23 protein-coding genes are annotated in these 18,844 nt (G+C 65.1%); 15 read left to right on the forward strand and 8 right to left on the reverse strand.

Annotated elements, in window-relative coordinates; genetic code table 11:
* Positions 1 to 4: 4 nt before the first annotated feature.
* Positions 5 to 289: a BolA family transcriptional regulator gene (locus LDB29_RS16560; protein WP_044661165.1), complete on the reverse strand. Its 285-nt coding sequence runs from the start codon at positions 287 to 289 to the stop codon at positions 5 to 7.
* A gap of 44 nt (positions 290 to 333) precedes the next feature.
* Between LDB29_RS16560 and LDB29_RS16565 the strand changes: the two genes are divergently transcribed.
* The 7 genes from LDB29_RS16565 to LDB29_RS16595 all read left to right on the forward strand — a co-directional run bounded on the left by LDB29_RS16565 (position 334) and on the right by LDB29_RS16595 (position 7,036).
* Positions 334 to 951, forward strand: coding sequence for a J domain-containing protein (locus LDB29_RS16565; RefSeq protein ID WP_193666688.1), 618 nt, complete (start codon positions 334 to 336; stop codon positions 949 to 951).
* A gap of 85 nt (positions 952 to 1,036) precedes the next feature.
* Entirely contained in the window at positions 1,037 to 2,323 is a 1,287-nt protein-coding gene (locus LDB29_RS16570) for an Hsp70 family protein (RefSeq protein ID WP_193666689.1), read from the forward strand.
* Between the two features lie 88 nt (positions 2,324 to 2,411).
* Positions 2,412 to 3,419, forward strand: a complete 1,008-nt coding sequence (gene cobS, locus LDB29_RS16575; RefSeq protein ID WP_061940867.1) for a cobaltochelatase subunit CobS — start codon at positions 2,412 to 2,414, stop codon at positions 3,417 to 3,419.
* Between the two features lies 1 nt (position 3,420).
* The gene (locus LDB29_RS16580) at positions 3,421 to 3,843 is read left to right on the forward strand and encodes an OsmC family protein (protein ID WP_193666690.1); all 423 of its coding nucleotides are present in this window, start codon (positions 3,421 to 3,423) and stop codon (positions 3,841 to 3,843) included.
* A complete protein-coding gene (locus LDB29_RS16585; protein ID WP_193666691.1) occupies positions 3,840 to 4,625 on the forward strand; it encodes a tyrosine-protein phosphatase in 786 nt (261 codons plus the stop codon). Before LDB29_RS16580 ends, LDB29_RS16585 begins: the two co-directional genes overlap by 4 nt.
* Positions 4,625 to 6,451, forward strand: coding sequence for a cobaltochelatase subunit CobT (gene cobT, locus LDB29_RS16590; RefSeq protein ID WP_061940874.1), 1,827 nt, complete (start codon positions 4,625 to 4,627; stop codon positions 6,449 to 6,451). Before LDB29_RS16585 ends, cobT begins: the two co-directional genes overlap by 1 nt.
* A 114-nt stretch (positions 6,452 to 6,565) precedes the next feature.
* On the forward strand, positions 6,566 to 7,036 hold the full coding sequence (locus tag LDB29_RS16595) for a GreA/GreB family elongation factor (RefSeq protein WP_193666692.1): 471 nt from the start codon (positions 6,566 to 6,568) through the stop codon (positions 7,034 to 7,036).
* A gap of 178 nt (positions 7,037 to 7,214) precedes the next feature.
* Here the strand turns inward: LDB29_RS16595 and LDB29_RS16600 are convergent, their stop codons facing one another.
* The 3 genes from LDB29_RS16600 to LDB29_RS16610 all read right to left on the reverse strand — a co-directional run bounded on the left by LDB29_RS16600 (position 7,215) and on the right by LDB29_RS16610 (position 8,741).
* Positions 7,215 to 7,706 carry a Dps family protein gene (locus tag LDB29_RS16600; protein WP_048577868.1) on the reverse strand — a complete coding sequence of 164 codons (492 nt, stop codon included), beginning with the start codon at positions 7,704 to 7,706 and terminating at the stop codon, positions 7,215 to 7,217.
* A gap of 119 nt (positions 7,707 to 7,825) precedes the next feature.
* The gene (locus tag LDB29_RS16605) at positions 7,826 to 8,392 is read right to left on the reverse strand and encodes a TMEM165/GDT1 family protein (RefSeq protein WP_193666693.1); all 567 of its coding nucleotides are present in this window, start codon (positions 8,390 to 8,392) and stop codon (positions 7,826 to 7,828) included.
* A gap of 16 nt (positions 8,393 to 8,408) precedes the next feature.
* Entirely contained in the window at positions 8,409 to 8,741 is a 333-nt protein-coding gene (locus LDB29_RS16610) for a hypothetical protein (protein ID WP_025552368.1), read from the reverse strand.
* Positions 8,742 to 8,959: 218 nt separating this feature from the next.
* Here LDB29_RS16610 and rpmG point away from each other — a divergent pair, with 218 nt between their 5' ends.
* The gene (gene rpmG, locus LDB29_RS16615; RefSeq protein ID WP_007687342.1) at positions 8,960 to 9,127 is read left to right on the forward strand and encodes a 50S ribosomal protein L33; all 168 of its coding nucleotides are present in this window, start codon (positions 8,960 to 8,962) and stop codon (positions 9,125 to 9,127) included.
* A 311-nt stretch (positions 9,128 to 9,438) separates the two neighbouring features.
* Here the strand turns inward: rpmG and LDB29_RS16620 are convergent, their stop codons facing one another.
* Positions 9,439 to 11,313 carry a PhoX family phosphatase gene (locus LDB29_RS16620; RefSeq protein WP_193666694.1) on the reverse strand — a complete coding sequence of 625 codons (1,875 nt, stop codon included), beginning with the start codon at positions 11,311 to 11,313 and terminating at the stop codon, positions 9,439 to 9,441.
* 2 nt (positions 11,314 to 11,315) lie between these two features.
* On the opposite strand from LDB29_RS16620, the gene LDB29_RS16625 reads away from it, so the two are divergent.
* Positions 11,316 to 11,438, forward strand: coding sequence for a hypothetical protein (locus LDB29_RS16625; protein WP_255308956.1), 123 nt, complete (start codon positions 11,316 to 11,318; stop codon positions 11,436 to 11,438).
* Between the two features lie 72 nt (positions 11,439 to 11,510).
* Here the strand turns inward: LDB29_RS16625 and LDB29_RS16630 are convergent, their stop codons facing one another.
* On the reverse strand, positions 11,511 to 11,873 hold the full coding sequence (locus LDB29_RS16630) for a response regulator (RefSeq protein ID WP_170825584.1): 363 nt from the start codon (positions 11,871 to 11,873) through the stop codon (positions 11,511 to 11,513).
* Positions 11,874 to 11,951: 78 nt separating this feature from the next.
* Between LDB29_RS16630 and LDB29_RS16635 the strand changes: the two genes are divergently transcribed.
* The 5 genes from LDB29_RS16635 to LDB29_RS16655 are packed head-to-tail and all read left to right on the forward strand — an operon-like array spanning position 11,952 to position 15,206.
* Positions 11,952 to 12,248, forward strand: a complete 297-nt coding sequence (locus LDB29_RS16635; protein WP_044661152.1) for a DUF3572 domain-containing protein — start codon at positions 11,952 to 11,954, stop codon at positions 12,246 to 12,248.
* Positions 12,245 to 12,901: an HAD family hydrolase gene (locus LDB29_RS16640; protein WP_193666695.1), complete on the forward strand. Its 657-nt coding sequence runs from the start codon at positions 12,245 to 12,247 to the stop codon at positions 12,899 to 12,901. Before LDB29_RS16635 ends, LDB29_RS16640 begins: the two co-directional genes overlap by 4 nt.
* Positions 12,898 to 13,359: a RidA family protein gene (locus tag LDB29_RS16645; protein ID WP_257554844.1), complete on the forward strand. Its 462-nt coding sequence runs from the start codon at positions 12,898 to 12,900 to the stop codon at positions 13,357 to 13,359. Before LDB29_RS16640 ends, LDB29_RS16645 begins: the two co-directional genes overlap by 4 nt.
* Positions 13,343 to 14,068, forward strand: a complete 726-nt coding sequence (locus LDB29_RS16650; protein WP_193666696.1) for a glycerophosphodiester phosphodiesterase family protein — start codon at positions 13,343 to 13,345, stop codon at positions 14,066 to 14,068. The genes LDB29_RS16645 and LDB29_RS16650 overlap by 17 nt, the downstream gene beginning before the upstream one ends.
* Positions 14,061 to 15,206, forward strand: coding sequence for a GNAT family N-acetyltransferase (locus tag LDB29_RS16655; RefSeq protein ID WP_257554846.1), 1,146 nt, complete (start codon positions 14,061 to 14,063; stop codon positions 15,204 to 15,206). Before LDB29_RS16650 ends, LDB29_RS16655 begins: the two co-directional genes overlap by 8 nt.
* Positions 15,207 to 15,395: 189 nt before the next feature.
* Here LDB29_RS16655 and LDB29_RS16660 read toward each other — a convergent pair whose 3' ends face one another.
* A complete protein-coding gene (locus LDB29_RS16660) occupies positions 15,396 to 15,692 on the reverse strand; it encodes an SEL1-like repeat protein (RefSeq protein WP_044661147.1) in 297 nt (98 codons plus the stop codon).
* A gap of 196 nt (positions 15,693 to 15,888) precedes the next feature.
* Between LDB29_RS16660 and LDB29_RS16665 the strand changes: the two genes are divergently transcribed.
* Positions 15,889 to 17,163, forward strand: coding sequence for a multidrug effflux MFS transporter (locus LDB29_RS16665; protein WP_257554849.1), 1,275 nt, complete (start codon positions 15,889 to 15,891; stop codon positions 17,161 to 17,163).
* 37 nt (positions 17,164 to 17,200) lie between these two features.
* Here the strand turns inward: LDB29_RS16665 and LDB29_RS16670 are convergent, their stop codons facing one another.
* Positions 17,201 to 18,817, reverse strand: a complete 1,617-nt coding sequence (locus LDB29_RS16670) for an amino acid permease (protein WP_061934326.1) — start codon at positions 18,815 to 18,817, stop codon at positions 17,201 to 17,203.
* Positions 18,818 to 18,844: the final 27 nt, after the last annotated feature.

Consider the following 18,844-nt stretch of genomic DNA (forward strand, 5'->3'; position numbering starts at 1 on the left):
GGTGTCATTCGCCCGGCGCGCGAGCCTTTATCGCCAGGGCATGGACCTTTTCGCGCAGCAGGTCGGCCAGCGCGGCATTGACCATCCGCTGGCGAGCGACGCGGTTCTGGCCCGTGAAGCGGCCGGAGACGATCTCCACGGTGAAGTGGCTCTCCCCCGATCCGTCATGCCCGGCATGGCCGCGATGCTTCTCGCTGTCATCGATCACGGCGAGCCGTTCGGGGCTGAGGGCGGCCTGCAGCCGGGCTTCGATTTCGGTGGCGACAGGGCCTTTTAGAATCTCGGTCATCGCCCCTATATAGGCCCTTTATTCCCCGTTGCATCAGGACAATCTTGGCTAGCGATCCCTTCTCGACCCGGCGTTTCAACCGTTTCCACGGCCGCGTGGAAAGCGACCGCCCCTGCGCGGTGCCCGGCTGCGAGGAACCGGGGGAATTTCGCGCGCCGCCCCTGGAAGGAGGCCGGCCGAACCAGGAAGGCCCACGCTGGCGCTGGCTGTGCCTCGACCATGTGCGGGAATTCAACCAGGGCTATAATTTCTTCACCGGCATGAGCCCGGAGGAGATCGCCGCCGCCCAGCGCCCCTATGCGGGGTGGGAGCGGGAAACGCGGGCCTTTTCGTCCAACGCCGCCAGCCCGCCGCCCAGATGGTCGGACTTTCAGGACCCGTTGGACGCCATCGGCGCCAAGTTCAGGGAGCGGATGGCGAAGGCGCGGGCCGACAACCAGACGCGGCAGGACGGGAAATTCCTGTCGCGGGACGACCGGCGGGCGCTGGAGGTGATGGGGTTGCCGATCGACGCCGACCGAAGGGCGCTGCGGCAGCGCTACACCGAATTGCTGCGGCGCTTTCATCCCGATCATAATGGCGGCGACCGGAGCCATGAGGCTTTGTTGCAGGGAGTGATCGAGGCCTATCAATTGTTGAGGAAGGCTGAGGCCTTCGCCTGAACATCGTCGTTCCCGCGCAGGCGGGAATGACTTGTGATCGGTTCATTGCGCTGTCATAGGCGCCGACCCTTCCCCGGAGATTCCTATGACAACCCGCGCCCTGGGCCTTGATTTCGGCACGACCAACAGCGTGGCCGCGCTCGCTGGCGGGGTCGGGTCGGAACTGGTGGAATTTGCCGGCAAGGAAGCAACCGGCGCGGTGTTCCGCTCCGCGCTCTGCTTCTGGCATGACAGCGGCGTGAAGGGCGGCATGGCGCATGAGGCGGGACCATGGGCGATAGCGGAATATCTGGAATTTCCGGAGGACAGCCGCTTCCTGCAAAGCTTCAAGTCGGTGGCGGCCAGCCCGGTCTTCGAAAGCGCGAATGTGTTCGAGAAGCGCTTCCGCTTCGAGGAACTGGGGCAAATGTTCCTCTCCCGCATGGTCGGCCATGCGGGCGGCGCGCTGGACCGGCGGCCGGAGCGGATCGTGGTCGGGCGGCCGGTGGAATATGCCGGATCGCGGCCCGACGAGGCGCTCGCCCGGCGGCGCTATGACGCCATGTTCGCAGGGTTCGGGGACGAGATTCACTATGTCTACGAACCGCTGGGCGCCGCGTTCAGCTATGCCAGCCGCCTGACCGAAGCGGCGACGATATTGGTGGCGGACTTTGGCGGGGGCACCAGCGACTTTTCCATCGTCCGGGTCGAGGCGCCGGGCGCGGCGCGGCGTTGCGTGCCGCTCGGCTCGGCGGGCATCGGCCTGGCCGGGGACCGCTTCGACTATCGAATCGTCGATCATCTGGTGCTGCCGATGCTGGGCAAGGGCGGCAGCTATCACAGCTTCGGCAAGGAACTGGAGATTCCGCGCAGCTATTTTGCCGATTTTGCCGACTGGTCGCGGCTGGCGCTGATGCGCAACCGGCGGACCATGGACGAACTGGCGCGCTTGCAGAAGGCGGCCCATGATCCCGACGCCATCGGGCGGATGATCACGGTGATCGAGAAGGAACTGGGCTATCCGCTCTACGATGCGGTGGGGTCTTTGAAACGGCGGCTGTCGGAGGCGGAGAGCGCGACCTTCCGCTTCGAAGGCGGCGGGCTCACCATCGAAAAGCAGGTGACGCGCGCCGATTTCGAGGGGTGGATCGCGCCCGACATCGCCCGGATCGAAGCCACGGTGGACAAGGCGCTCGACAAGGCGGGCGTGGCGCCCGATACCATCGACCGGGTGTTCCTGACCGGCGGCACGTCCCTGATCCCGGCGATCCGGCGCATTTTCGACCGGCGCTTCGGGAAAGACCATATTGCAACCGGCGGAGAATTGACGTCCATCGCCCATGGGCTGGCGCTGGTCGGGCAGGAGGCCAATTTGGCCGAATGGGCTGCTTGATCCCGGCGTGTTAAGGCCCCACTCTATCGACATGCCTGTCCCTGATGGTTAGGGCAGTGCCGACCAGATCGTTCAAAGAGATTAGAAGATGACCGACATCCCGAACGTCCAGCCCGATACCCGCGCCGAAACGCTGTTGGCCTCGCCCGACCGCGAAGTGGATGCGCGCGACGTGTTCGGCATCGATGTCGACATGAAGATCCCGGCCTTTTCGGAAGCCGACGAGCGGGTGCCCGATCTCGACCCCGCCTATGTGTTCGATCCGGACACCACGCTCGCGATCCTGGCTGGTTTCGCCTATAACCGCCGCGTGATGGTGCAGGGCTATCACGGCACCGGCAAGTCGAGCCATATCGAACAGGTCGCCGCCCGCCTGCGCTGGCCGTGCATCCGCATCAATCTGGACGCGCATATCAGCCGCATCGACCTGGTCGGGCGCGACGCCATCGTCCTGAAGGACGGGCAGCAGGTGACGGAATTCCGCGAAGGCCTGCTCCCCTGGGCGTTGCAGCGGCCGGTCGCCTTGGTGTTCGACGAATATGATGCGGGCCGCCCGGACGTGATGTTCGTGATCCAGCGCGTGCTGGAAACCGACGGCAAGATGACGTTGCTCGACCAGAACAGGGTGATCCGCCCCAATCCCTGGTTCCGCCTGTTCGCTACCGCCAACACCGTGGGTCTGGGGGACACGACCGGCCTTTATCACGGCACGCAACAGATCAACCAGGGCCAGATGGACCGCTGGAATCTGGTGGTGGCGCTCAATTACCTGCCCGCCGCTACCGAGGCGCAGGTGGTGCTGGCCAAGTCCGGCGAATATGACCATGAGGGCGGCCGCAAGGAAGTCGAGAATATGATCAAGGTGGCGGAACTGACGCGTCAGGGCTTCGTCAACGGCGACATATCGACCGTCATGAGCCCGCGCACCGTGATAAGCTGGGCGCAGAATGCGCTGATCTTCAAGAATATCGGCTTCGCCTTCCGCCTGAGCTTCCTCAACAAATGCGACGAGGCGGAGCGGCCGCTGGTGGCCGAATATTATCAGCGCGTCTTCGGCAAGGATCTGCCCGAAAGCGTCGCGCACCGGGCGGCGTGACGTGATCGTCGTCGAACGGATCGATCCGGAGGGCGGGACCGCCCATCGGATCAGCATTCGCGGGCATGAACTGATCGCGGACATGACAGCGCCGGACGGTCATGATGCCGGGCCGGACCCGCATGATCTTTACGATTCGGCCTTGGGCGCGTGCAAGGCGATGACCATGCTCTGGTATGCGCAGCGCAACGGCATTCCGGTGGAGGGCATCCATGTCGGCGTGGTGCGCGATGCGAGCCAGGAGCGGCAGGGCATCTACAAGCTGACCACGCGCATCGCGCTGTCCGGCCCGTTGAGCGCAGAGCAGCATGACAGACTGATCGCCGTCGCCGCGAAATGCCCGGTCCACAAGCTGATGAGCGAGGTCGAAACGCAGATCGAAACCATCGCCGTGCCCATGGTCGGGGAGGGCGAGCGGCCGTGAGCGAGCCTGTCGCCCTGACGCCGGAAAAAGCCCGCCTGCCGCTGGAGAGCGCGTTCAACCTGCGCGACTTCGGCGGCTATGCAACGGCGGACGGGCGCTGCGTGAAGCGCGGCATGCTCTACCGGTCGGGGACGATGGCGCTGCTGACGGACGCGGATGCGGACCATCTCCGCTCGCTCGGCATCAAGGCGATCTGCGATTTCCGCCGCGGCAACGAACGGACCGCCGAACCCACGCTCTGGCATGGGAGCGAGGTCGATTATTTCTGCCGCGACTATGCGGAAAGCAGCGGGCTCCTCGGAGAGATGCTGAAGCGCGACGGCGCGACGGCGGACGATATGCGGCAGACGATGATCGCCCTTTATCGCGTCATCCCGGTCGACCATGCCGAATCCTACCGCGCCATGTTCGCGCGGATCGCGGATGGGCGCGTGCCGTTGCTGATCAACTGCTCGGCGGGCAAGGACCGGACCGGCGTGGGCGCGGCGCTGGTTCTGGCGGCGCTGGGCGTGCCGCGCCCGACAATCGTTCAGGATTATCTGGCGACCAACACCCATGCCGATTGGGACTGGCTGCTGGCGCAGCGCAACACGCTGGTGGCGCGGATGCGGCTGACCAGGACCGACATGCTCGAACCGCTGCTGAAGGCGGAATCCGTCTATCTGGATACATTGTTCGCGACGCTGGATGAAAGCCATGGCGGCGTGGACGGCTATCTGAACGATGTGCTGGGCGTCGACGCCGCGGCACGGGATTCGATGCGCGGAATGTTGCTCGACTGATGGCCGACCGTTCGCCCCTCGACGCCTTCAAGGACGTGCTGTCCGGCGCGGCGCGGTCGATCGCGCGCGACGCGGAGGTGGAGGTGAGCTTCACCGCCGACACGCCGCATATGGCGGGCAAGGCGATCAAGGTGCCGACGCCCGGACGCAATCTGCCCGCCGATCAGGTGGCGCTGGCGCGGGGTTTCGCGGACGCCAATGCGCTGCGGCTGCGGCACCATAATGCGCGGATTCACAACGCCGCCGCGCCTGCCGACGCGACGGCGCGGGCCGTCTATGACGCGGTCGAGCAGGCGCGGGTAGAAGCGATCGGTTCGCGGGCGATGGAGGGGGTAAGGGCGAACCTCAACCATGCGCTCGACCTGAAATTGAAGTCCGATCCGATCCGCCGGGCGCGTTCCGCCGATGAGGTGCCCTTGTCGACCGCGCTGGCGCTCAAGGTGCGCGAGCGGCTGACCGGGCAGGCCGCGCCCAAGGATGTGCGGGCCGGTCTGGCGATGGTCGACCAGTGGATCGAGGACAAGGCGGGCGCGGATCTCGACGCGCTGGCCATGGCCATCGACGATCAGCGCGCTTTCCAGAAGCTGACCTCGGCCATGCTGGAGCATCTCCAGTTGATCGACGCCGACGTGCCGCCCGAAACCGACGAGTCCGAACCGCAGGAAGAGGGGGAGGACGAAGAGCAGCAACAGGAAGACGGCGACAGCGGCGAGGATCAGGCGGGCGACAGCGACGCCTTTGCCGAGGCGCGCGCCGAGGACCAGGGCGGCGACACCGAGGACGGCGAAACCGAATATAGCGACGAGTTCGACGCCGACAGCGAGGAAGGCGCGGAGGATATGGGCGAGGAGGGCATGATGCCCGTCCGCCCGAACCGGCCGATGGGCGACCTGCCGCCGGGCTTCGACTATAAGCCCTATACGCAGCTTCACGATGAGGTCGTGACCGCCGAGGATCTGTGCGACGAGGATGAATTGCTGCGGCTGCGCGGCTTCCTCGACCAGCAGTTGGTGAGCCTGCAGGGCGCGGTGACGAAGCTCGCCAACCGGCTCCAGCGGCGGCTGATGGCGCAGCAGTCGCGGAGCTGGGACTTCGATCAGGAAGAGGGGCTGCTCGACGCGGCGCGCTTGGCGCGGATCGTGATCGATCCGACGCGCTCGCTATCCTACAAGATCGAGCGGGACACCGAGTTCCGCGATACGGTCGTGACGCTGCTGATCGACAATTCGGGGTCGATGCGCGGGCGGCCGATCTCCATCGCCGCGATCAGCGCCGACATCATGGCCCGCACGCTGGAACGTTGCGGGGTGAAGACCGAGATATTGGGCTTCACCACCCGCGCCTGGAAGGGCGGGCAGAGCCGGGAGGACTGGCTCGCCGCCGGGCGTCCGCCGATGCCGGGGCGTCTCAACGACCTGCGCCACATCATCTACAAGAAGGCCGATGAACCCTGGCGCCGGGCGCGCAAGAATCTGGGCCTGATGATGCGCGAGGGGCTGCTCAAGGAGAATATCGACGGCGAGGCGCTGCTCTGGGCGCATAACCGGCTGATCGCCCGCAATGAGGAGCGCCGCATATTGATGGTGATCTCCGACGGCGCGCCGGTCGACGATTCCACCCTGTCGGTGAACAGCGGCACCTATCTGGAGCGCCATTTGCGGCAGGTGATCGAGTGGATCGAGAACCGCTCGCCCGTGCAGCTCGTCGCCATCGGCATCGGCCATGACGTCACGCGCTATTATCGCCGCGCGGTGACCATCATGGATGCCGAACAGCTCGGCGGGACCATGGTGGAGCAGCTCGCCGGACTGTTCGACGAAGATTAGAGGCCCTGCTCGTTCGGGCTTCCGCGATGTCGAAGCCCGGACCTTCCCTTGAAAAGAAGATCGGCAGTTTCGACCTCGTGTCAGCGCGAACAAGCGTTTTGACAGGAGAGTGCAATGAGTGTCGCCTTTCGTCGCGAGAGTGACGAGGAGCATCTGGAACCCACTTTCGAGATTCCGTTGCCGCCCGGACCCAATTGGGTGACGGCGCGCGGCCTGCGGCTGACGCGGGAGAAGGTGGAAGCGCTGGAGGCGGTCGATACCGAAGCCATGGCTGAGGAGGACGCCAAGAAGCTGAAGCGCGAGCTGCGCTATTGGCGCACGCGCCTGGCGACGGCGGAATTGCGGCCGGTGCCGGATGCGGAGGCCGTGGCCTTCGGCAGCCGCGTCACCTACCGGTTGAACGGCAAGGAGAAGCGGGTCGCCATCGTCGGAGACGATGAGGCGGAGCCGGCTGAAGGACGCATCGCCTTTTCCGCGCCGCTTGCCCGGGCGATGATGGATGCGGAAGAAGGCGAAAGCGTCGATTTCGGCGGTAAGCCGGGCGCGATCATGATCCTCGCGATCGAAGCGATATTGGAGGAGTAGACCTCGCAATATGCCGGATTGTGTTCCTGCGAAGGCAGGAACCCAGTTCGGACGGCAGGACTGGGCTCCTGCCTTCGCAGGAGCACGCTGCAAAAAGATCGGTATCGTTCAAACGGATAAATGCTGATCAAAAAAAAGAAGCCCTCCAGTTTCGGCTGGAGGGCTTTCGTCTATTCAATCAAGCGTTGCGGCCAGCTTCGAACAGGAACCAGGCGCGTTCCTCGGCCTCGTCGGTCCAGTCGTCGATAATGCCCTCGGTCGCATTGTCGCCCGCTTCGGTCGCGGCCGCCTTGGCGGCGCGCAGCGCCTCGACCAGCTTCAGATTGTCCTCGCGCAGCTCATTCAGCATGTCGCCGGGGCTTACATAATCGGCGTCATTGTCGACCAGCGACTGGTGACGCGAAATGTCTCCGATGGAACGCAGCGTCGTGTTGCCGGTCTTGCGCACCCGCTCCGCGATCAGGTCGGTGGTCGCCAGGATCTGCGTCGCCTGCTCGTCGAACATCAGATGATAGTCGCGGAAATGCGGGCCGGATACATGCCAGTGGAAATTCTTGGTCTTGAAATACAGCGCATAGCTGTCGGCGAGCACGCCGTTCAGCGCCTCTGCGACCGACTTGGTGGCGTTGCTGCGCAGGTCCGTCGGGGTCTTGAGATCGGGGGCTGTCATGCTTGGCTCCTGCTGGGGGACTTGGTTTCGGACATATAATGGTCTGTCCCCGATAAGGTGCCATGACAAGACAGGAATTTTGCCGGGATAATGCCGGTCAGTGTGATGCAGCCAATCGATCAGGCGAGATGCAGGGCCGACACCGCCGCCGCCATGCCCGCCAGCAGCACCAGCACGCCACCACCCAGCCGGATCGCGCGAAGCGGCAGCGCCTTGAACGACGGCCCGCGCATCAGAATGGCGGGCACGGTCGCGGCGATGATGCCGATCGCCCCGCCCGTCGCGGCCAGGAAAGGATCGGCGGTCCGCACGGCGATTCCCAGGATCAGGAACTGCGCGCCGTCCCCGAAGCCGAGGATGAAGAGGCCGAGCGCGCTGGTCGGAAAGGGCCCCAGCCGCCAGCTTGCCAGGGGATCAGGCCGTTTCGTCGGCCAGAACATGCCGACCGCCAGGAAGATCAGCGCCAGCGCCAGGAAAAGGAGCCGCCCGTCCGTACCCAGCATCGGCGCGATGAAGGCGCCTGCCGCCGCGCCGATGGCCGCATTGGCGAGCGCCGCCGCCACGATCCCCGCTATCACCGCTCCGTCGCGGCGGAACCGTTCGGCCAGCGCAAGCGCCAGCAACTGCCCCTTGTCGCCCGTCTCCGCCAACAGACAGCCGAGCAATGCGATCAGCAATGCATCCATTCAGCCGGCCAGACAGTCAGACGGTCAGGTGCGCGCCGGGCCCTACCGCCGGCTTGGCGGCGACGGGCATGGCGATGACGTCCGCCTCCGGCATTTTGGCCGCGATCGCGTCGCGCATCAGGTCGAGATAGGACATGATGACCGGTCCGGCGCCTTGGAGCGACAGCGCCGATTGCAATGTGCCGGCCAGGCTTTCCACGCTGTCGAGGTGAAAGGCGCGGGCAATATGGCGAATGCGGTCGATCTCGTCGCGCAACCGCACGACCGATACATGGCCCCTTTCCCCCGCAAGCTCGTCGACCCGCCTCAGCAGATCGGCAAGAATGGCCAGCATCGGATCATGTCGCATGGAGAAGACTCCCCCGTCCTGTAACTCCGGCTCCCTGATAGAGCGAAGCGGGTTAAGGCCGCGTAAAGTGTAGCATAACCCCCGCGCCTGGGCCACGAGCCTTGACATGGGGCCGAATCTGCCTCATGGGGCACCGCTGAAACGGGGCGGTCCCTTCCTCGCAAGAGAATTGGGGCCGCTCTTCTTTTTCACGATATTCACGACCAGGGACTAAGGCCATGGCCAAGCCAGCAACCGTCAAGATTCGCCTCGTCAGCTCGGCTGACACCGGCTTCTTCTACGTCACCAAGAAGAATCCGCGCACCAAGACCGAGAAGCTGAGCTTCCGGAAGTACGATCCCGTCGTGCGCAAGCATGTCGAGTTCAAGGAAGCCAAGATCAAGTGATCTGACGGCGGCTGCGGTCGCCCGACGATTACCGGTTCGCGGCGTCATGCCCGAACGAAGAGGCCCGTCCCCCTGGGGGAACGGGCCTTTCCTTGTTGGCTGGAAATGCGGGTTGGGGGCGGATTTTGGGTGGTTTCCTGCCATTCCCCCTCCCGCAAGCGGGAGGGGGCTAGGGGGTGGGCTAGCGCGACATCAGCGGGAATTTGCAACGGTCTAAGCTGGAAGCTCGCTACGCTCGCACCCACCCCTACCCCTCCCGCTTGCGGGAGGGGAATGTCTTGGATTAGCCGAAATCCGCCAAGCCGGATCGATCAATTACCGACCGGCTGGCCATCCGTACGGCGCACCACGATGGTCGAGGAGCGTGGCTGCTGCCCCGATACCGGCCAGTTGCCGGTCGGATGCTGGATGTTGATGAAGAAGCTCTTGAGGTCCGGCGTATAGGCGATGCCGGTGATCTCGCAACCCACGGGACCGACCAGGAAGCGCTTGGATGCCTTGCTCGTCTGGTCGACATGGTACATCGAATTGTTGCCGAAGGCCTGGGTCATGTTGACCGCCGCACCGTTCAGCGTGCCCGCATTGCCGGTGAGATTATGATCGGTCTGGACCCACAGGCGGCCCTGCGGATCGATGCGGAGGCCATCGGGGCTGGAGAAATAATCGCCGCTGATGTTCCCCTTCAGGTTCGCTTCGGCCAGATTGGGATTGCCCGCCAGCAGGAAGACTTCCCAGGTGAAGCGGGTCGCCAGCGGCGAATCGCCATTTTCGCGGAACTTCAGGATATGACCGTGCAGGTTGGTCGTGCGCGGATTGGGGTTATCGGTGACGCGGCGGCCGCTATTGTTGGTGAGCGTGACGAAGATCGCCTGGCGGTTCGGCGCGACCGTGATCCATTCCGGCCGGTCCATCAGCGTGCCGCCGGCGACGCGCGCCGCTGACTGGGCGTTGATGAGCACATCGGCCGTACTGTTGAAGCTGACCGTCGTGGGGGTCGGCGGGGTGGTCGACTGGCTGACATTGCCCGGGTCGGAGGCATTGGCGACCAAGCCATTCTGCCCCTGCACCAGCGCCCGCCATTCACCCGTACCATCCGCGTTGAAGCGCGCCACATAAAGCGTGCCATAGTCGAGCATGTCGATGTTCGACGCGCGGTTGCCGGTGCTGTAGGCGCGGTCGGGCACGAATTTGTAGATGCATCCCGGCGTCGAATCGTCGCCCATATAGAAGGCGACGCGGTTGTTGGCATCGTCCATATAGGCGGTATTCTCATGGGAGAAGCGGCCCATGGCGGTGCGCTTCGTCGGCGCGGCCAGCTCCTGATAGGGGTCGATCTCTACCACCCAGCCATAATTGTTGTTGGGCTGCGTCGGGTCGAGATAGTTGTTGGTTGTCTCCTCGCAGGTCAGATAGGTGCCCCAGGGCGTGCGGCCCGAGGAGCAGTTGTTGAGCGTGCCGCGGATGGTCGGGGAGAGCAGGCCCGCGGCGGGGCCGCCGACGCGATAGTCCGTGTTGCCGCTATAGCGCCTGTTGAAGCGCGAGCCCGCCTTGACCGCGAACTTGCCGTCCGTGCCCTTGGCGACCTCCACGACGGAAACGCCGACCGCCGACAGGGCGATGGCCTTCTGGTCGGCCGTGGCGGTGGCGGCATTATAGGCGCCGCTGGAAAAGAGGATGTTGTAATCCGGCAGTTCATGGTTGATCGCCAGCAGGCCGCCGCTGTTGGGGTCGACGCCCGACAGTTCGAAAAATTCCATGCCGTCATGATTGCCGCCCGCCCAGAAATTGGTCTGGGCCGCGCTGCCGGGGAAGCTGCCGGGGGCATAGGCGGTGCCGGTTTCGACCGAGTCGCCTGCTTTCAGCAGCACATCGACGGTGTAGCCGGCGGGAACCGTGACCGTGTCGTTGCCGTTGATCGCGACCGGTGCGAAGTTGATGGCGTAGCTGGGCGCCGGGGCTGGCGTCGGCGTGGGCGTGGGTGTCGGCGAGCCGGAATCGTCATCGTCGCCGCAGGCCGTGAGCGCACCCAGCATCGGCAGCATGGAAAGGCCGAGCAGGCCGTTCTTCAGCACGGTGCGGCGCGCCGGATTGGCGGCAACGATCGATTCCAGGCTGTCTTCGCCGGCAGTGATCTTGGGCTGCGCATCGCGGAAGGCCGCGCGCGCCTCGTCGGTCAGATGAGACATGGATGAATACCCCTGTGTACAATCCGGGCTGTCGGCTGAACGCCGCGCCCTTGGCGACCGCGGCATGGCAGAGCCGCGTGACGACATGGCTGCAAAAGGGAGACGGATCGATGAAAGCCGTATGACCGGGCGGTGACAATCCCGGCTTCAGGCGGCGGAGAGGGAGGATTTCATGGCCGCAACGGCAACCCCGCGCCCTAGAGCAGAGCGTTCACCTGCTCTATGAAGCGCAGCACGGAAATCGGCTTGGACACATAGGCCTGCGCGCCTGCCCCGCGAATCCGTTCCTCATCTCCATGGCCCGCATAAGCAGTAACCGCCATGATCGGCACCGACGACAATTGCGCGTCCCGCTTCAGCGAGATGATGAGGTCGAGCCCGCTGATATGCGGCAGGTGAATGTCGGTGATCACCAGGTCCGGATGGAATTCGCGCGCCTGCGCCAGCAGGTCCCGCCCGTCGCGCAGCGGCAGCACCTCATGCCCGTGCGCGCGCAGCAGGTCACAAAAAAGTTTGAGATTGAGTTCGTTGTCCTCGACAACGAGCACGCGCTTTGCCACCAGTCACCCGCGTTTGGAGAAATCCGCAAACATAATGGAAGTGCGTCCCCCTAGGCCCGCCCTTCGTTGAGATCAATCATGCGTCCCGACATTAACCATGGCAAGCAACATATCCCAGACGAGACCCGGGAGCCATCCGTTCTGGCCCTGATGGCGCTGGCCTGGACACTGGCGGACGATCGCCGCGCCGACCGGCTGCTGGCGCTGACCGGGCTGGACGCCGATACGCTGAGGAACGGCGTGGGCGATCCGGCGATATTGAGTGCGGTGCTGGGCTTCCTGGCCGATCATGAGCCGGATCTGATCGCCTGTGCCGAAAGCATCGACAGCAGGCCGGAGGCGCTGATCGCCGCAAGGGAGTCCCTGATCGCATGACCCGCCCCCTGATCATCACCGACTGCGACGAGGTGCTGCTGCATATGGTGGTGCCCTTCCGGCAATGGCTGGACGAGAACCACAATGTCCATTTCGACATGCGTGAGCGCGGCTTTGGTGGGGCGCTGCGGCACAAGGACAGCGGCCAGCCGCTGGAGCGCGCGCTGGTGTGGGAATTGCTGATCGGTTTCTTCGATACGGAAATGCATCGCCAGACGCCGATCGCCGGGGCGGTGGAGGCGATGCGCCGCCTGAGCGGGATCGCGGACATCGTTGTCCTCACCAATATCACGGAGCGGCATCACCGGCAGAGGGAGGAGCAGCTCGCGACCCATGGCCTCCCCTTCACCGTCTATTGGAACCAGGGCGGCAAGGGTCAGCCGCTGGCCGCCATCGTCGCGGAGCGCCGGCCCAGCGTCGCCCTGTTCATCGACGACCTGGCCGAGCATCATGGCTCGGTGGCGGACCATGCGCCGGGCGTCTGGCGCCTGCACATGGTGGGTGAGCCGGAGATCGCCGGCACGATAGCCGCCGCGCCGCGGGCCCACGCCCGGATAGACGACTGGGCGGCCGCCGAAACCTGGATCGCGGCCCGATTGGCCGAGGGTCCGGCGCCCGAAACCTTACCGACCACTCAAGGAGCATCCGCATGAGCATCGAAGCCCGCCTGACCGAATTGGGCATCACCCTGCCCGCCGCCGCCGCGCCGGTCGCCGCCTATGTGGCGGCGGTGGAAGCGAACGGCCTGCTGCATATCTCCGGGCAGATCTCGCTGTCCGACGGCCAGTTGATGACGGGCCGGCTGGGCGAGGACCGCGACCTCGACTATGGCGTCAAGGCGGCGCGGGCCTGCGGCCTCAACCTGATCGCCCAGATGAAGGCGGCGCTTGGCAGCCTGGACCGGGTCGAACGGATCGTGAAGCTGGGCGCCTTCATCAGCGGCACGCCCGAATTCACCGACCAGCCCAAGGTCGCCAATGGCGCATCCGAACTGATGGTCGAGGTCTTCGGGGACGCGGGCAAGCATGCCCGCAGCGCGGTGGGCGTGCCGGTGCTGCCACTGGGCGCGGTGGTCGAGATCGACGCGATCGTCCTTGTCCGCCCGGCCTGACGCCTTCCCCTTCCTGATTGCCCGCCCCTTCGCCCATCGCGGGCTGCATGGGGGCCGGATCAGCGAGAACGGCATGGCGGCTTTCGCGGCCGCCATCGCCGGCGGTTTCGGCATCGAATGCGATGTCCGCCTCAGCCGCGATAATGTGGCGATTGTCTTCCACGACGCCGTGCTGCGCCGCATGACGGGCGAGAATGGGGCTGTGCAGGATCATGATGCCGGGGCGATAGACCGGCTGATGCTGCCGGACGGTGGCGGCGTTCCCCGCCTTCGCGCCCTGCTCGACCTGTGCGGGACGGACGTTCCGCTGCTCATCGAGATCAAGGTTGACGGGCGGCATGTCGGACCGATCTGCGTGGCGGTTGCCGACGATCTCGCGCGGCGGCCCAAGACGCCGGCGGCCGTCATGTCCTTCAATCCCGTGGCGATGCGCTGGTTCCGGCGTCACCGTCCCATGGTCGTGCGCGGGCTGGTGATCACGGAGCAGGGCAAGCGCGGCTGGCGCGACAGAATCGGGCGCGCCCTTGCACTTTGGGCGGCGAAACCCGATTTTATCGCCTGTGACATCCGCGACCTGCCTTCCTCCTCATCCGTTGACGCCCGCCGGAGGGGCCTGCCCGTGCTGACATGGACGGTGCGTGGCGAGGAGCAGCGTGCCCGCGCGGCGCTGCACGCGGACCAGATCATCTTCGAGCGGTCGCATGGCTGAGTGCGTGGCGCGCCTTGCCCAGGGCGTGGCCGAATTGCCGCGCGACGAGTGGGATGCCTGCGCGGGGGATGCCAATCCCTTCATGAGCTGGGATTTCCTGACGGTGCTGGAACGGTCCGGCAGCGTCGGCGGAAATAGCGGCTGGCAGCCCCTGCCGCTGGTCATCGACGGGCCGGATGGGCGGATCGCCGGCGCTGCGCCGCTCTATGGCAAGACCCATAGCCAGGGCGAATATGTGTTCGACCATGGCTGGGCCGATGCCTGGGAGCGGGCCGGCGGGCAATATTATCCGAAGATTCAGATCGCCGCGCCCTTTTCGCCGGTGCCGGGCCCCCGGCTGCTGCTGCGCGACGAAGCCCTCGCCCCGGCGCTGATCGCCGGGATCGAGGCGGTGGTGCAGCAGAATGAGCTGTCCTCCGCCCATGCGACCTTCATCGCGCCGGAGCAGGTGCCGCTGTTCGAGGCGGCAGGCTGGCTGATCCGGGAGGATAGCCAGTTCCACTGGACCAATCGCAGCTATGGCGATTTCGGCGACTTCCTGGCCGACCTGTCGAGCGCCAAGCGCAAGAATATCCGCAAGGAACGTGAAAGGGCGGTCGAGGGGCTGGAGATCGTCCACCTGACCGGCACCGCGCTGACGGAGGCGCATTGGGACATATTCTGGACCTTCTACCAGGATACCGGCGCGCGCAAATGGGGGCGCCCCTATCTGACCCGCGCTTTCTTCTCCATGCTGGGGGAAAGCATGGGGGACCGGGTGCTGCTGGTGCTGGCGCTGCGGCATGGGCAGCCGATCGCCGGCGCGCTCAACCTGATCGGCGCGGATACGCTCTATGGACGCTATTGGGGCTGTACCGAGGACGTGCCCAATCTGCATTTCGAGCTATGCTATTATCAGGCGATCGACATCGCCATCGCCCGCCGGCTGAAACGGGTGGAGGCCGGTGCACAGGGCGGCCACAAGCTGGCGCGCGGCTATGCGCCGGAACCGACCTTTTCCGCGCATTTCATACCCAATGCCAGCTTCCGCCGCGCCGTTGCCGACTTCCTGGCGGCAGAGCGGCAGGGCGTGCAGCGCGACAGGATGTGGCTGACCGAAAGGACACCCTTTCGAAAGGGCGAGGCACGGCCGGACTGATGCAAAGGGGCTGTGGGCGGACGGTCAGGTCCGATCAAAGGCGCCCCGTACTCCTGCAAAGGCTGGAGAGTAGCCCCGTTATTTCCCGGTGGGATCATCGCACCGATCCGTTTGCATCGGCGCGGCCGCCCCAGGCTTTTGCCTTGTCGCCATTTCCGGGCGATCGGGCGATGCCCCTGCTGGAAATGCCTAGGCAGCCCGCAATTGCGTCGCGGCGATCAGCGCACGCGCCTGCCGCTGCGCTTCGGCGATTTCGCGCGCCGACATTTCCCCGGCCACTTCCGCGCGCATCGTCTGCCCTTCCTCGCTGCCCTTGAGCGCAGCGAGATTGAACCATTTATGCGCTTCGATCAGATCGACGGGCAGACCGCCCGTGCCACAGCTATAGGCGACACCCAGATCGAAACAGGCCTCCGCCGTTCGGTCGGCTGCCCCCGCGAAGCGGCTTTCCATCAGAAACTGCGCACTCTTCAGTCCATTAGCCATAACCGAATCCCCCTCATGGATTTCGACGCGATGGTTTTCGACGAGCGACAGGCTGCACCGGCAGCGGATAAAAAATGGTTAACGCGGCAGATACCATAGATCGGAGCCGCGATGATGCCATGGGCGGCAAAGGCAATGCCCCGCGAAGGCACTAAAGGGGTGGCGCGTCCGCGCGATTGTCCCCATAGCCACCGGCATGACCGATCAACGCGACGTCGCCGCAGCACAGCCGAAAAAGGACATAGCGTTCCATGAGTTCGTGATGCTCTGCGCCTGCCTGATGGCGATGAACGCGCTGTCGATCGATCCCATGCTGCCCGCCTTGCCCGACATCGGCCGGGATCTTTCAGTCCCCCACCCCAATGACCGGCAGTTGATCATCAGCGCCTATTTCATGGGATTGGGGGTCGGATCGCTATTGTTCGGCGTGCTGTCCGACCGATATGGGCGAAAGCGGGTGCTGGGCAGCGCGATGGCGCTGTTCATCCTCGCCTCCATCGCCTGCGCGGGCGCGCATAGCTTCGCCATGATGCTCGTCGGCCGGGTCAGCGCCGGCTTCTTCGCAGGGGCCAGCCGGGTGATCACCGTCGGCATCGTCCGCGACCGGTTCAGGGGCGATGCGATGGCCCGGGTGATGTCGCTGATCTTCGCCGTTTTCATGCTGATCCCGGTCATGGCGCCGACATTCGGCCAGGCGATATTGTGGATTGCGCCCTGGCGCTGGATCTTCTGGGCGCTCGCGATCCTGGCGACGGCCGTCCTGCTGTGGATGAGCATGCGCCTGCCGGAAACGCTGCTGCCCGAAAATCGCCTGCGCATGAGCGCGGGCACGATTTTCCGCACGGTCGGCACCATCCTGCGCACCCGCACCTCGATCGGCTATATGCTGGCAAGCGGCGTCGTGATGAGTGGCCTGATCGGCTTCATCCTCTCGATACAGCAGATTTTCTTCGACATATTCGGGGCGCAGAGGATCTTCCCCTTCGCCTTCGCTGCCATCGCCGGCAGCATGGGGATCGGCAGCCTGCTCAACAGCCGGCTCGTCTCGCGCTTCGGTGCGCGGCGGTTGAGCCAGACGGCGCTGCTCTGCCTGGTGGCGATCAATGTCACGCATCTGGCGGTGATCCTGACGGGGTACGAAACCATCGTCAGCTTCATGATCCTGCAGGCGGCGACGATGATGACCATCGCCTTCACCGCATCGAATTTCAGCGCGATCTCGATGGAACCCTTCGCAAGGGGCGCGGGCGTCGCCTCCTCCTTCCAGGCGTTCCTGACCACGGCCGTGTCGAGCGCACTGGGCAGCCTGATCGGCCGCGCCTTCGACGGGACGACATTGCCTTTGACGCTGGGGCTGGCAGTGTTCGGCTCGATCTCCTTCCTGATCGTCGCCTGGGCCGAACGGGGCAATTTGTTCACGCGCCCCCATCATGGCGCGCTGCGCGATCCGGAATTCGAACCGCTGCACTGAAAAGGGGGGCGGTGTGGCCGCCCCCCCCCTTCGTCGATCAGGCGTCCCGGCCGCCAGGCGTATGCGCGCCCGGCAAAGGCGGCACGGGCTGAGGCGGAATGCCGGCATCCTGTTCGTGGGTTTCGATCAGGCCGCGTCCCACATGGCTCTTGCGATAGCCATAGATGAAATAAAGCACGAGGCCGAGGCCGCCCCAGACCGGCAGGACCAGCTGGGCATCGAAGGGCAGGTTGAAGAAGAGGAAGATGCAGCCGACGGCCGCCATCGGGGCGATAACCCACACCAGCGGCGTGCGGAAAGGACGGGCGCGGCCCGGTTCCTTCACGCGCAACACCAGCACGGCGATCGACACCATGAAGAAGGCGAAGAGCGTGCCGGAATTGGAGATGTCCGCGAGCTGACCCACGGGCAGCAGCGCGGCGCCGATGGCAACGAAGACGCCCGTCACCATGGTGACGACATGGGGCGTCTTGAACCGGGGATGGATGCTGGCCAGCTTTTCCGGCAGCAGGCCGTCGCGCGCCATCACGAAGAAGATGCGGGTCTGGCCGAACATCATCATCAGGATGACCGAGGGCAGCGCCAGATTGGCGGCAAGGCCCAGGGCATTGCCTACCACGGTCCAGTTGATCTCACGCAGCACATGGGCGAGCGCTTCGTTGGAGCAGACAAGGTCCTTCGCATGGGCCGCGGTGGCGCAGGCGGCGGCGAAACCCTGCGATCCGGGCGCGACGACGGCGCCGTCCGGGCCGAGCACCGGCTGCGCGCCGATGGCGCCGATCGCGCCGCCAGCCACCAGCAGATAGAAGATGGTGCACAGCGCAAGGCTGCCGATCAGGCCGATGGGCACGTTGCGCTGCGGGTTCTTGGTTTCCTCCGCCGCGGTCGAGACGGCGTCGAAACCGACATAGGCGAAGAAGATCGAGGCGGCCGCGCCAACGATGCCCATGCCGCTTGTGCCTTCCGGGCCGAACCAGCCATTGGGCGCGAAGGGCGAGAAATTGCCGGTGTCCAGCACGGGCAGCGTCAAGAGGATGAAGGCGGTGAGCGCTGTCACCTTGATGGCGACGAGCACGGCGTTGACGCGAGCGCTTTCCGTGGTGCCGATCACCAGCAGAGCGGTGACGGCGAGCGCAACGACGATGGCGGGAATGTTGATGACGCCATGGGAGAAATCGGCATGCGGGATGAGGCCGTTCATCGTCCAGACGGGCCCCGCCGAAAGCGCCTGTGGCAGTTCAAGTCCCGTTATGCTTTTGAGCAATCCCATGAAATAGCCGGACCAGCCCACCGAAACGGCGCTGGCCGCGACCGCATATTCCAGGATCAGCGCCCAGCCCACCATCCAGGCGAGCAATTCCCCGACGACCGCATAGGTATAGGTATAGGCGGAACCCGATACGGGTACCATCGAGGCGATCTCGGAATAGCAGAGCGCCGCGAAGGCGCAGACGGCGCCCGCGATGACGAAGCTCCACATCATGCCCGGCCCGGCCTTCTGCGCGGCGGCGGCGGTCAGAACGAAAATACCGGTGCCGATAATCGCGCCGACACCCAACAGCGTCAGTTGAACCGGCCCCAGGGTACGGACGAGAGATTTCTTCTCGGCCGTGGCCAATATGGCATCCAATGGCTTTATGCGCCCGAAAATCATGGTGGAGCCCTTTATCTTTGAAGTCTT

This window comes from Sphingobium sp. CFD-2 (assembly GCF_024611135.1).
Lineage (GTDB): Bacteria > Pseudomonadota > Alphaproteobacteria > Sphingomonadales > Sphingomonadaceae > Sphingobium > Sphingobium fuliginis.